Annotated in this window: 10 protein-coding genes and 1 riboswitch; of the genes, 7 read left to right on the top strand and 3 right to left on the bottom strand. The window is 71.3% G+C overall.

Annotated elements, in window-relative coordinates; translation table 11 throughout:
• The first annotated feature begins 633 nt into the window (after positions 1 to 633).
• The 7 genes from ABZ956_RS02020 to ABZ956_RS01990 all read left to right on the top strand — a co-directional run bounded on the left by ABZ956_RS02020 (position 634) and on the right by ABZ956_RS01990 (position 9,840).
• Positions 634 to 2,148 (top strand): glycoside hydrolase family 3 protein, encoded by a 1,515-nt coding sequence (locus ABZ956_RS02020; protein ID WP_361885479.1) that lies wholly within the window; start codon positions 634 to 636, stop codon positions 2,146 to 2,148.
• A 102-nt stretch (positions 2,149 to 2,250) separates the two neighbouring features.
• The gene (locus tag ABZ956_RS02015; RefSeq protein WP_361885476.1) at positions 2,251 to 2,529 is read left to right on the top strand and encodes a DUF3311 domain-containing protein; all 279 of its coding nucleotides are present in this window, start codon (positions 2,251 to 2,253) and stop codon (positions 2,527 to 2,529) included.
• On the top strand, positions 2,526 to 4,157 hold the full coding sequence (mctP, locus tag ABZ956_RS02010) for a monocarboxylate uptake permease MctP (RefSeq protein WP_361885473.1): 1,632 nt from the start codon (positions 2,526 to 2,528) through the stop codon (positions 4,155 to 4,157). The genes ABZ956_RS02015 and mctP overlap by 4 nt, the downstream gene beginning before the upstream one ends.
• A gap of 142 nt (positions 4,158 to 4,299) precedes the next feature.
• Positions 4,300 to 4,444: riboswitch (cobalamin riboswitch) on the top strand.
• Between the two features lie 161 nt (positions 4,445 to 4,605).
• Positions 4,606 to 6,981, top strand: a complete 2,376-nt coding sequence (locus ABZ956_RS02005; RefSeq protein WP_361885470.1) for a ribonucleoside-diphosphate reductase subunit alpha — start codon at positions 4,606 to 4,608, stop codon at positions 6,979 to 6,981.
• Positions 6,972 to 7,997, top strand: coding sequence for a ribonucleotide-diphosphate reductase subunit beta (locus ABZ956_RS02000; protein ID WP_361885467.1), 1,026 nt, complete (start codon positions 6,972 to 6,974; stop codon positions 7,995 to 7,997). The genes ABZ956_RS02005 and ABZ956_RS02000 overlap by 10 nt, the downstream gene beginning before the upstream one ends.
• A gap of 147 nt (positions 7,998 to 8,144) precedes the next feature.
• Positions 8,145 to 8,561 (top strand): YciI family protein, encoded by a 417-nt coding sequence (locus tag ABZ956_RS01995; protein WP_361885464.1) that lies wholly within the window; start codon positions 8,145 to 8,147, stop codon positions 8,559 to 8,561.
• Positions 8,562 to 8,577: 16 nt separating this feature from the next.
• The gene (locus ABZ956_RS01990) at positions 8,578 to 9,840 is read left to right on the top strand and encodes an RNA polymerase sigma factor (protein WP_361885461.1); all 1,263 of its coding nucleotides are present in this window, start codon (positions 8,578 to 8,580) and stop codon (positions 9,838 to 9,840) included.
• Positions 9,841 to 9,889: 49 nt separating this feature from the next.
• Here ABZ956_RS01990 and def read toward each other — a convergent pair whose 3' ends face one another.
• The 3 genes from def to ABZ956_RS01975 form a co-directional block, all read right to left on the bottom strand.
• Positions 9,890 to 10,555, bottom strand: a complete 666-nt coding sequence (gene def, locus ABZ956_RS01985) for a peptide deformylase (protein WP_361885458.1) — start codon at positions 10,553 to 10,555, stop codon at positions 9,890 to 9,892.
• A gap of 91 nt (positions 10,556 to 10,646) precedes the next feature.
• Complete coding sequence (locus ABZ956_RS01980) at positions 10,647 to 11,639, bottom strand: hypothetical protein (protein WP_361885455.1); 993 nt, start codon at positions 11,637 to 11,639, stop codon at positions 10,647 to 10,649.
• Positions 11,640 to 11,902: 263 nt separating this feature from the next.
• A complete protein-coding gene (locus tag ABZ956_RS01975) occupies positions 11,903 to 13,108 on the bottom strand; it encodes an HD domain-containing protein (RefSeq protein ID WP_361886643.1) in 1,206 nt (401 codons plus the stop codon).

Genomic DNA, 13,108 nt, shown 5'->3' with positions numbered 1-13,108 from the left:
GTCGGGTCATGTCAGGTCGGATCGGCATTGCCGGTGTCTCGGGCGCCACTGCAGCGGGGCGCCAACGGCAGCCGTGATCGTTGTCCGATTATGCACGGCTGCCGCTACGGATACTTTACCCACACATTACCTGTTGATGACAGACTTTATTTTCCCCAAACAGAGGGCATAGACGGGCACTTGACGTGTCAGTGACGACCCAACCCCCAAGCTGCGGCGATGACATGGCCCACAGTGACCGCTTCCGGGGCCGGTCAGAGCGGGGGTCCGGGCCCGCTGTACAGCCGTCATGAAGTAAAGAGCTGGCGGAAGGTGACATTCAGCCACGGGGCGATCACCCGGCCCGGCCGAGCGGGCCACCCGCGGCGCCCACGGCGCCCACGGCCGTACCGCCACCTTGACCGTCCAGAGCAGCCGGCAGGTGAACAGAAGCTGAAGTTCCCGCTCCGGCGCGCCGACGACACCCACCGTCCAACTCACCTGTCCCACCAGGCCATTTGGGCTGCTCAGCGCCACACCCCGCCCTTGACACCCCTATTGGTACAGTCCAATATCCCGACTGTCCGGGCAACAGGGCACGGACGTGCGCGTACCGGACGGCATCGTGCCGTATCAGCCGGAGGGGGACTTCCCATGCACCTCACGCACCTGACCCACGCGGTGCTGCAGCCGGGATTCGAGGGCACGACCGCCCCCGACTGGGTCCGCCGCCGGATCGCCGAGGAGGGCCTCGCCTCCGTCGTCCTGTTCGGGCGCAACATCTCCACGCCCGAACAGGTCGCCGCGCTCACCGCCGCGCTCCGCGCCGAGAATCCGGACCTGATCATCGCCATAGACGAGGAGGCCGGCGACGTCACCCGCCTGGAGGCCTGGACCGGAGCCTCGCGCCCGGGGAACCTCGCCCTCGGCGCGGTCGACGACACCGCCCTCACCGAGGAGGTCGCCCGGGACATCGGCCGTGAGCTGCACGCGGCCGGCGTCACCCTCGACTACGCGCCCAGCGCCGACGTCAACTCCAACCCCCGCAATCCGGTCATCGGGGTGCGGTCCTTCGGCTCCCGCACCGCCCTCGTGGCCCGGCACACGGCGGCCTGGGTGCGCGGGCTGCAGTCGGCGGGGGTCGCCGCCTGCGCCAAGCACTTCCCCGGCCACGGCGACACGGCCGTCGACTCCCACCACGACCTGCCCACCGTCACCGCCTCCGCCGCCGCGATCGAGGGGACCGCCCTGCCGCCCTTCGTCGCCGCGATCGAGGCGGGAGTCCGCGTGGTGATGACCGGTCACCTCCTGGTCCCCGCGCTCGACCCCGACCTCCCGGCCACGCTCAGCCGGCGCGTCCTGGTCGACCTGCTGCGCACCCGGCTGGGCTTCGACGGACTGGTCGTCACCGACGGCATCGAGATGCGCGCCGTGACCTCCCGCTACGGCATCGACGGCGCGACCGTACGGGCCGTTGCGGGCGGCGCGGACGCGGTGTGCGTCGGCGGCGAGAGCGCGACCGAGGCGACGACCGAGCGGCTGACGGCCGCACTGGTCGCGGCCGTTCACGACGGCACCCTGCCGGAGCGGCGGCTGGCCGAGGCGGCGGGCCGGGTCGCGGAGTTCGCCGCCTGGTCCGGGGAGCGGTTCCGGGCCGCCCGCGCGGCCGGCGACGGCGCCCGCTCCGACGTCGGGCTGCGCGCCGCCCGGCGCGCCCTGCGCGTCACCGGCGCGGCGGGCGCCGCGCTGCCCCTGGGCGCCGACCCGCACGTCGTCGAGCTCGCCCCCACCTCCACCCTCGCCATCGACCGGCAGACCCCCTGGGGGCTGGCCGCGCCCCTGCGCGAGCTGCGACCCGCCACCACGTCCGTGCGGCTGACCCAGCCCGAACTGACCGGTGACGAAGCCGCTTTGGAGCGCGCCGCGCTCGTCCCCGCCGTCGGCCGCCCGCTGGTCGTCGTGGTCCGCGACGCGGCCCGGCACTCCTGGATGGCCGCCGCCCTCGGCCGCCTCCTGCGCCGGCGGCCCGACGCGGTCGTCGTCGAGATGGGCGTGCCCGGCGCCGGCGCCCCGGGCGCCCCGCACCTGGCGACCCACGGGGCCACCCGCGTATCGGGCCTGGCGGCGGCCGAGTTCCTCACCGGCACAAGCGGAACGTACGCCTTCTGACGTTGTCGTTCCGATATGCGGATAGGGGGTGACGTCCGGAGGCGCCCTCCCCTAGATTTCCTGCGCATTACGCAAGTGATCGCTCAGGGGACGGAGTCACGTATGTCGGAACCACCCGCGCAACCACCCGGGAGCGGCCGCGAACCGGTCGTCACCATGCCACTGGTCATCGCCGGCGTATGCCTGGCCCTGCCTTTCGCGGCGATGCTCTGGGTCGACTCCTACTCCCGGCTCACCCCGTCCTTCATCGGGATTCCCTTCTTCTACTGGTACCAGATGCTGTGGGTCGTCCTCTCGACGCTGCTCACCGTCGTCGCCTACGTCATCGTCCGCCGTCACGAGCGGCGGGCGCGGGCGCGCGCGGGAGGTGAGCCGCGATGAAGGACGGCGTGAACGGTGTCGCGCTCACCGTCTTCATCATCTTCTTCCTCGCCGTCACGGTGATGGGCTTTCTGGCCTCGAAGTGGCGGCGCGCGGAGAACGCGAACAATCTCGACGAGTGGGGGCTGGGCGGCCGCTCCTTCGGCACCTGGGTCACCTGGTTCCTGCTCGGCGGCGACCTCTATACCGCGTATACGTTCGTGGCCGTCCCGGCCGCCATTTACGCGGGCGGCGCGGCGGGCTTCTTCGCGGTGCCGTACACCATTCTCTGTTACCCCCTGGTGTTCACCTTCCTGCCCCGCCTCTGGTCGGTCGCGCACAAGCACGGCTATGTGACCTCCTCGGACTTCGTCCGGGGCCGGTTCGGCTCCAAGGGCCTCTCGCTGGCCCTGGCGCTGACCGGGATCCTCGCCACCATGCCGTACATCGCGCTGCAATTGGTGGGTATCCAGGCGGTTCTGGACGTCATGGGCGTCGGCGGCGGAGAGGACACCAACTGGTTCGTGAAGGACCTGCCACTGCTGATCGCCTTCGGTGTGCTCGCGGCCTACACCTATTCCTCGGGACTGCGCGCGCCCGCGCTGATCGCCTTCGTCAAGGACACCCTGATCTACATCGTGATCATCGTGGCGATCATCTACATCCCGTTGCGGCTCGGCGGCTTCGGGGACATCTTCGCCAAGGCCGGCGAGGCGTTCGCGGCCGAAAACCCGGCCACCGGCAAGCCGCGCGGTTCACTGGTCACCGGAGCGCAGGCGCAGTGGGCGTACGCGACGCTCGCGCTGGGCTCGGCGATGGCGCTGTTCCTGTATCCCCACTCGGTGACCGCGGTGCTTTCCAGCAAGGGCCGCAATGTCATCCGCCGCAACACCACCATCCTTCCCCTTTACTCCCTGATGCTGGGCCTGCTCGCCATGCTCGGCTTCATGGCCATCGCCGCCGGGGTGAAGGTGAAGAACGGACAGCTGGCGATCCCGCAGCTTTTCGAGGACATGTTCCCCGACTGGTTCACGGGTGTGGCCTTCGCGGCCATCGGCATCGGCGCGCTCGTTCCGGCGGCCATCATGTCGATCGCGGCGGCAAATCTGTTCACCCGCAACATCTACAAGGACTTCATCAAGCCGGACGCTTCGCCCGAACACGAGGCAAAGGTCTCCAAGCTGGCCTCCCTGCTGGTGAAGGTCGGCGCCCTCGTCTTCGTCCTGACCATGGACAAAACGGTCGCCATCAACTTCCAGCTGCTGGGCGGCATCTGGATCCTGCAGACCGTCCCGGCCCTGGTCGGCGGACTCTTCACCCGCTGGTGCCACCGCTGGGCGCTGCTCGCGGGGTGGGCGGCCGGCATGCTCTACGGGACCTGGCGGGCGTACGAGACGCCGAGCGCCACCCAGGACCACTTCGGGAACACCAACCTGATCCCGCTCATCGGCGAGAAGGGCTACATCGGCCTCACCGCCTTCGTCATCAATGTGATCGTCGTCATCGTGGCGACATTCGCCCTCAGGGCGCTGAAGGCGCCCGACGGCGTCGACCAGACCCGGCCGTCGGACTACACCGCCGACGCCGGCGACCCGGGCGTCCGTACGGACCTCCCCCCGGCCACCGTGGGAGCCCCCGGCGGGCACTGACCCGGGCCCACCCCCAGAGGGCCGTCACACCCCCGCCCAGGGGGCGTGACGGCCCTCCTCGCTTGCCCTGCCAGGACCGCCCGTTAGCACATTCCGCAACCGCTTCATGACGGGACGACACAACATGTGGGGGCGCGTACGAGGCCCGGCACTAGATGTATGCTCGTCCTCGCTGTCGTCGCAGGGGAATCCGGTGGAAATCCGGAACTGTCCCGCAACGGTGTATGTGTGCGCATATACCCAGCGCACCCGAAGTCCGAGGACCTGCCGACAGCGCGTCCACCACCGAGCCTGCCCTGGGCTCGGCTATGGGCGTTGAATTCGTCCGGGCCCCGCGGGTTGGGCCGACGGACGCCTACGAGGCATGCCCTGGTGCAAGCGGCATGCCCGTACGCGACCGTCGCGCGCTCCCGCCCGGCCCACCCAGCCGAGCGAGGGAGAGCCACACGTGACCATCGCGCCCGCAGATCCGGTCTCAGCGAACGCGGAAGCCGGCGGCCCCGGGACCGCGCTGCTGCGCACCCTGACCGATCTCACCGCCGATCTGCCCGCCACCGACCCGGGCAAGGTCGCCGCCGCCGCGCTGCGCGGCCGGCACCCCGGTTCGGACGAGGCCGAGCTGCGCTCCCTCGCCACCGAGGCCGCCGCCGGTCTCATCGCCGAGGAGCCCGAGTACTCCAAGCTCGCCGCCCGGCTGCTCACCCGTGCCATCGCCGACGAGGCGGCCGGCCAGGGTGCGACGTCCTTCTCCGCCTCGGTCGCCGTGGGCCACCGCGAGGGCCTGATCGCGGACGAGACCGCCGCCTTCGTGGCCACCCACGCCGAGCGCCTGGACGCGCTGGTGGACCAGGCGCTGGCCGACGGCGCCGACGACCGCTTCGGCTACTTCGGCCTGCGCACCCTGCACAGCCGCTACCTGCTGCGCCACCCGATCACCCGCGACGTGATCGAGACCCCGCAGCACTTCCTGCTGCGCGTGGCCTGCGGCCTGGCCGAGGACCACTCCGTGCGGGCCCTGGAGGACGTGGCCGAGCTCTACTCGCTCACCAGCACGCTCTCCTACCTGCCGTCCTCCCCCACGCTCTTCAACTCCGGCACCCGCCACCCGCAGATGTCGTCCTGCTACCTGCTGGACTCGCCGCTGGACGAGCTGGACTCGATCTACGACCGCTACCACCAGGTGGCGCGCCTGTCGAAGCACGCGGGCGGCATCGGCCTGTCCTACTCGCGCATCCGCTCGCGCGGCTCGCTGATCCGCGGCACCAACGGCCACTCCAACGGCATCGTGCCGTTCCTGCGCACCCTCGACGCCTCCGTCGCGGCGGTCAACCAGGGCGGCCGGCGCAAGGGCGCGGCCTGCGTCTACCTGGAGACCTGGCACGCGGACATCGAGGAGTTCCTGGAGCTGCGCGACAACACCGGTGAGGAGGCCCGCCGGACGCACAACCTCAACATCGCGCACTGGATCCCGGACGAGTTCATGCGCCGCGTCGAGGCGGACGCCGACTGGTCGCTGTTCTCCCCGGCCGACACGCCCGACCTGGTCGACCTCTACGGCGACGAGTTCGACGCCGCGTACCGCCGGTACGAGGCCGAGGGCAAGGCCGTCAAGCAGATCCCGGCCCGCGTGCTCTACGCCCGCATGATGCGCACCCTCGCGCAGACCGGCAACGGCTGGATGACGTTCAAGGACGCCGCCAACCGCACCGCCAACCAGACGGCCGAAAAGGGCAAGGTCGTCCACTCCTCGAACCTCTGCACCGAGATCCTCGAGGTCACCGACGACAGCGAGACCGCGGTCTGCAACCTGGGCTCGGTCAACCTCGCGCAGCACCTGGGTGCCGACGGCGAGATGGACTGGGAGAAGCTCGACCGTACGGTCCGTACGGCCGTCACCTTCCTCGACCGCGTCGTGGACATCAACTTCTACCCGACCGAGCAGGCCGGGAAGTCCAACAACCGCTGGCGCCCGGTGGGCCTGGGCCTGATGGGCCTGCAGGACGTCTTCTTCCGGCTGCGGCTGCCCTTCGACTCCCCCGAGGCGAAGGAGCTGTCCACCCGCATCTCCGAGCGCATCATGCTCGCGGCGTACGAGGCGTCCGCCGACCTCGCCGAGCGGCACGGCCCGCACGCGGCCTGGTCCGCGACCCGCACCGCCCGTGGCGTGCTGCACCCGGACCACTACCCCAACGCCGTCCCGGCCTGGGCGGACCGGTGGGACGCGCTGCGCGCGCGCATCGCCGAGGTCGGCATGCGCAACTCCCTGCTGCTGGCGATCGCCCCCACGGCGACCATCGCCTCGATCGCGGGCGTGTACGAGTGCATCGAGCCGCAGGTCTCCAACCTCTTCAAGCGCGAGACGCTCTCCGGCGAGTTCCTGCAGGTCAACACCTACCTGGTGGAGGACCTCAAGAAGCTCGGCGTGTGGGACCGCACGACCCGCGACGCCATGACGGACGCCAACGGCTCCATCCAGGACCTGAAGTGGATCCCGCAGGAGGTGCGCGACCTGTACCGCACCGCCTGGGAGATCCCGCAGCGCTACCTGATCGACATGGCCGCGGCCCGTACGCCGTACCTGGACCAGAGCCAGTCGCTGAACCTCTTCATGGCCTCGCCCACCATCGGCAAGCTCAGCTCGATGTACGCGTACGCCTGGAAGCAGGGCATCAAGACGACGTACTACCTGCGCTCGCGTCCGGCGACCCGGATCGCCCGGTCGGCCGGCGCCGCCGCCACCATTCCCGTGCAGCAGGCCGCGCCCGACGCGGACGCCATCGCCTGCTCCCTTGAGAACCCCGAGTCCTGCGAGGCATGCCAGTAATGACCGCCCCCACCGAGAAGAACCTGCTCGACCCGGGCTTCGAACTGACCCTGCGTCCCATGCGGTACCCGGACTTCTACGACCGCTACCGCGACGCGATCAAGAACACCTGGACCGTGGAGGAGGTCGACCTCCACTCGGACGTGGCCGACCTCGCCAAGCTGTCCCCGGGTGAGCAGCACATGATCGGCCGCCTGGTCGCGTTCTTCGCGACCGGCGACTCGATCGTGGCCAACAACCTGGTCCTGACGCTGTACAAGCACATCAACTCCCCCGAGGCGCGGCTGTACCTGTCGCGGCAGCTCTTCGAGGAGGCCGTGCACGTCCAGTTCTATCTGACCCTGCTGGACACCTACCTGCCCGACCCGGATGACCGCGCCGCCGCCTTCGACGCGGTCGAGAACATCCCCTCGATCCGTGAGAAGGCCCAGTTCTGCTTCAAGTGGATCAACGAGGTCGAGAAGCTGGAGCGGCTGGAGACGAAGGCCGACCGCCGTCGCTTCCTGCTCAACCTGATCTGCTTCGCCGCCTGCATCGAGGGCCTGTTCTTCTACGGCGCCTTCGCCTACGTGTACTGGTTCCGCAGCCGCGGCCTGCTGCACGGCCTGGCGACCGGCACCAACTGGGTCTTCCGCGACGAGACCATGCACATGAACTTCGCGTTCGAGGTCGTGGACACCGTCCGCCAGGAGGAGCCCGACCTCTTCGACGACGAGCTCCAGCGGCAGGTCACCGACATGCTGAAGGAGGCCGTCGAGGCGGAGCTGCAGTTCGGCCGTGACCTGTGCGGCGAGGGCCTGCCGGGCATGAACACCGAGTCCATGCGCGAGTACCTGCAGTGCGTGGCCGACCAGCGCCTCCAGCGGCTGGGCTTCGCGCCGGTCTACGGCTCGGAGAACCCTTTCTCCTTCATGGAGCTGCAGAACGTCCAGGAGCTGACCAACTTCTTCGAGCGCCGCGCGTCCGCGTACCAGGTGGCGGTCGAGGGCTCGGTCTCCTTCGACGACGAGTTCTAAAGAGGATCCGGGTCCGGCCACCGGATCCGGAAAAAATTCGGCGCGACACGTCGATTCCGGCGTCTCCCGTTCGACGTACAGGTGAAGGGTTGGGAACAGCCCAGCTCACCTACCGATCGAACGGGAGATGTCGTTATGCCGCGCTTTATGATGATCGTCAAGGCGACCGAGGACTCCGAGGCCGGCGCGATGCCGACCAAAGAGATGATCGCCGAGATGGGGCAGTACAACGAGCGGCTGGCCAAGGCCGGTGTGATGCTCGCGGGCGACGGCCTGCACCCCTCGTCCAGGGGCGCCCGCGTCTCGTACTCCGGCAGCCGGCGCACCGTGACCGACGGGCCCTTCGCCGAGACGAAGGAGCTCATCGCCGGCTTCTGGATCATCCAGGTCAAGGACCGGGACGAGGCCCTGGAGTGGGCCCGGCGCATCCCCTTCGAGGACGGGGAGGTCGAGATCCGGCAGATCTTCGAGACCTCCGACTTCCCCGCCGACATCCTGCCCCCCGAGGAGGCGGCGCGCGAGGAGGCCCTGCGGGACGAGCTGCGGCGGAAGGCGCAGCAGTAGTCCCTACGATGGGCGCGTGACGGCTTCCGACACCCACCGCGCGATCGAGGCGGTGTGGCGAATCGAGTCCGCGCGCCTCGTCGCCGGTCTCACCCGCATCGTGCGCGACGTCGGCATCGCCGAGGAGCTCGCGCAGGACGCGCTGGTCGCGGCACTCGAGCAGTGGCCGGAGTCGGGCGTCCCGGACAAGCCGGGCGCCTGGCTCATGGCCACCGCCCGGCACCGCGCCATCGACCTGATCCGCCGCGAGGAGACCTACGCGCGCAAGCTCGCCCTCCTCGGGCACGAGCTCACGACGGAGCAGCAGGCTCCGCAGGACGCGGTCCTCGCCGAGAGCGATATCGAGGACGATCTGCTGCGCCTCGTCTTCACCGCCTGCCACCCCGTGCTGTCCACGGAGGCGCGGGTGGCGCTGACCCTGCGCCTGCTCGGCGGGCTGAGGACGGATGAGATCGCCCGCGCCTTCCTCGTCCCGGAGCCCACCGTGGCCCAGCGCATCGTCCGGGCGAAACGGTCCCTCGCGCACGCGGGCGTCCCCTTCGAGGTGCCGCGGGCGGACGAACTGGGCGAGCGGCTGTCCTCCGTCCTGGAGGTCGTCTACCTCATCTTCAACGAGGGCTACGCCGCCACCGCCGGCGACGACTGGATGCGCCCGGCGCTCTGCGAGGAGGCCCTGCGCCTGGGCCGGGTCCTGGCCGGGCTGATGCCCCGGGAGCCGGAGGTCCACGGCCTCGTCGCCCTGATGGAGATCCAGGCTTCCCGCTCGGCCGCCCGCACCGGGCCCTCCGGCGAGCCGGTCCTGCTGCTCGACCAGGATCGCTCCCGCTGGGACCAGTTGCTGATCCGGCGCGGGCTGGCCGCGCTGGAGCGGGCGGAAGGGCTGGGCGGCGCGCTCGGCCCGTACGCCCTGCAGGCCGCCATCGCCGCCTGTCACGCGCGGGCGCGTACGGCGGAGGAGACCGACTGGGCCCGGATCGCCGGGCTGTACGCGACGCTCGCCGAGCGCATGCCGTCGCCGGTGGTCGAGCTCAACCGGGCGGTGGCCGTCGGGATGGCCTACGGACCACAGGCGGGCCTGGAGCTGGTGGACGCCCTGGCTGCGGAGCCGGCGCTCAGGGAGTACCACCTGCTGCCGAGCGTGCGCGGCGACCTGCTGGTGAAGCTGGGCCGCTCCGAGGAGGCCCGCGAGGAGTTCGTGAGGGCGGCGGGCCTCACCCGCAACGAGCGCGAGCGCGCGCTGCTGCTGGAACGGGCGGCCGCCTGCGTCTCTCTGCCCTGAATTGCCGGACTGGCTGATTTTCAGCCGGTCCGGCAATCATCCGGCCCGCTCAGTCGTTCGCGACGACCGGGTAGCGCGGCGTCCCCTCGGCCATCTGCCGCAGCGCGTCCTTGCGGTCGCGCTTGGAGAGCCGGTCGATGTACAGGTAGCCGTACAGGTGGTCGGTCTCGTGCTGCAGGCAGCGCGCGAAGTAGCCGGTGCCCTCGACGGCGATCGGGTTGCCGTGCATGTCCTGGCCCCGCACCACGGCGTAGTCCGGGCGCGCGAGGGAGGCGTAGGCGGTCGGCACCGACAGGCAGCCCTCGTTGGAGTCGTCGAGGACGCGGCGGCCGGCCGGCAGCTCGTCCAGGACGGGGTTGACGACATGGCCGACGTGACGGACGCCCTCGTCGTCGGGGCAGTCGTAGACGAAGACCTTGAGGTCGACGCCGATCTGGTTGGCGGCCAGGCCGACGCCCTCGGCGGTGCGCTGGCTGGCGAACATGTCGTCGATGAGCTGTGCCAGCTCGTCGCCGAACTCGGTCACGTCCTTGCACTCCTTGTGCAGGACGGGGTTGCCGACGACGGTGATCGGGCGCGAGGTGCCGCGCTCCCGGTGCGCGAGCTCGCGCGCCTCACAGTCCTCGGTGTCCACGATGAACTCGCCGGTCGCGGCCGGCTCGGCGGACTCGTTCGACTTGTCGTTCACCGGCTGGTCGGTGTCTTGCTGCGCCATGTCCGCCGTATGCCTTTCTCACAACCCGTAAGCAATATCCTGCCCAGAATCCACAGGGCCCCATACAGGGTACGGGGACCCCGGCGGCGCCTCAGCAGACCTCTTCGAGATCCCGCCATTCACGGGTGTCGGGGCTGTCGGCTACCCAGCCGTCGAGCAGGCCGCGGACGAGCCCGGCGGGGGCCGCGATGCCGCACTCCCGCTCGGGCACCCACAGGGAGCCCGAGCCGGTGCCCGCCGTGCGGTGGCCCAGCGGGCCGGGATGGCCGGGCTCGCTGTGGTCGTGCGGATCGAGGTGCTCGCCGTCACCCTCGTCACTGGGCATCCGGCTCTCCGAGCACGTACGGCACAGCAGACGCACGGAGGAGGACCAGTCCTCGGCGGCGAAGCCCGCGTCGGCCGCGAGCCGCTCCAGCGCGTCCCGGTCGGCCTCGGTGGCGGCCTCCAGGAGGACGACCCAGGTCGGGACGGGCGAGGGGGCCCACAGCTCGATCTCGTCGAAGACCGGGTAGGACGGCCCGGCGGCCGTGACGCGCTCGCCGTGCGGAACGCCGTCGTGCAGCACGACCTCGCCCCAGCGCCGGCCGGAGGAGGGCAGCGGAATGGAGAGCACCTCCATGCGGGCCGGGTCCAGCCGGCGGCCCCAGACCACCTCGGCCTCGCCCTCGGGGGAGAGCCGTACGGCCGCGCTGCCGAGCTCCATGCCGGCCGGCTCGGCGGCCGGGCCGCCCTCGCCGGGCACCCGCAGCCCGTACGCCTGCCAGGCGCGACGGGCCAGCGGCCAGTCCTGCAGGGCGGTGGCGGCGATGCCCACGTTCCACCAGTCCGGGGCGCCCGCCTCCCGGTCCAGCAGCGCCACGGCCCGCAGGCCGGCGGCGCGGGCCTGCTCCCAGTCGTGCCGGAACTTGTGCAACAGGGCCAGGTTGAACCAGGACTCGGACAGCCACGGCTCCATGTCGGCCGCGCGCGTCAGCAGCGCGCCCGCGTCCTCGTACCGGCCGTCGCCGATGAGAGTGAAGGCACGGTCGGTGGCCTGCCGCCACGAGGCGGAAGGCCGGTGCCGTACCCTGCCGAAGATCCTCACGATTCCCGCCTGCCGGTTTCTGCGTGCGACCACGCCGGATGGACCGGGTGACGGCCACCGTCCTCACGGACGGCGCCCTGCCACTCCTCGACTGCTCCGGGGAGCGGTGCCCACCACACCTCCTTGCCGACGACAGCGCGCACGACACCCCCCGATTTCCGCATTCTCGCCATTCTCTTCGTCTCTTCGCATCCAACCATGCCCCTTCGGACGCCCGCTCATTACCCGTGGGTTCGGCTGGCTAGTCCCGGTTCGCCCGAGTCTCACAGGCCCGGTGGTGCGGGGCCGCCGCGCGCGAGCACCCTCGCGAGCGCCTCCACCACCCGGGGCTCGTGGTCGTGCGCGGTGGCCAGACGCAGCAGCTCCAGCGCGCGCAGGGGGCCGCACGCCGGGTCGGCGGCGAGATCGTCATAGGCGTTGACGGTGCGGACGATGCGGGCGGTGAGCGGCTGGTCGCGGTACGGGTCCGCCTGCCGCTCGACCACCAGGGCGACCTCGGGGGCGACGCCGGTCTGGCGCACCACGGCGCCGCCCAGCAGGGCGATGCGGCGGCGCTGCTCGGGGGGCAGCCGCTCGGTCGCGCCGGCGGGCACGGGGTCCAGGAGGGAGAGCTGGCCGATGTCGTGCATGAGGGCCGCGTCCTCCACCACGGTGAGGTCCGCGCCGGACAGGCCGAGCTCTCTGCCGACCGCCCGGCCGAGGGTGGCCACGCGGCGGGCGTGCCCGGCGGGGGTGTAGCCGGCGATCTCGGTGGTGCGGGCGAGGGAGGCGATGGTCTGGCGGCGGGTGGCGCGCACCGCCTCGTAGCGGTGGATGGACAGCTGGGTGACCAGCAGCGGCAGGCAGAACACGGGCAGCGCCCAGAGCCCGGCCACGGCCACGGCCAGTGCCAGTACGACCCCGGTGGCGCCGATCGCCGCGCCGACGCCGGGCAGGGCGCGCAGCTCCTCGCGCAGGGCGGGCCCGTACGGGCCGCCGGTGCGGGCGCGGGCGAGCGCGGCGGCGAGGACCGCGTCGCACAGGGCGGTGAGGGCGAGGGGGAGCAGCAGGAACAGGGCGTAGTAGGGGCTGTGGGCCGGCCAGCGGCCGAGGGCGCCGAAGGCGTGCAGCGGCTGGAAGCAGAGGGCGGCGAAGCCGGCGTCGAGGACCCGGCGGGTGAGCCGGTCGAGGGCGGGGGGCCGGCCCACGGCCCCGGCGAGGGTGGCGCCGAGGACGACCGCGACGACCTGCGCGGCGCCATGTGAGGTGGGTTCTCCGCCGACCTCGCCGAGCAGGGCGTAGGCGAGCGTTCCGGCGGATCCCAGCGGTGCGGTCTCCCGGGTGCCGGCCGAGGGTCCCGGCCGCCGCCGGGCGGCTTCCCCGAGCGCGATGAGCACCCCGTAGGCCAGGGCCACGTGCGGCTGCTCGACGCCGCGCCAGGCGGTCCATACCAGGGCGGCCACGGCCGCGGCGCCGGCGAAGGCGTGCAC

Source organism: Streptomyces sp. NPDC046261, assembly GCF_040646235.1.
In the GTDB taxonomy this organism is placed as follows: domain Bacteria; phylum Actinomycetota; class Actinomycetes; order Streptomycetales; family Streptomycetaceae; genus Streptomyces.
This window is presented reverse-complemented; position numbering and strand designations above follow the sequence as displayed.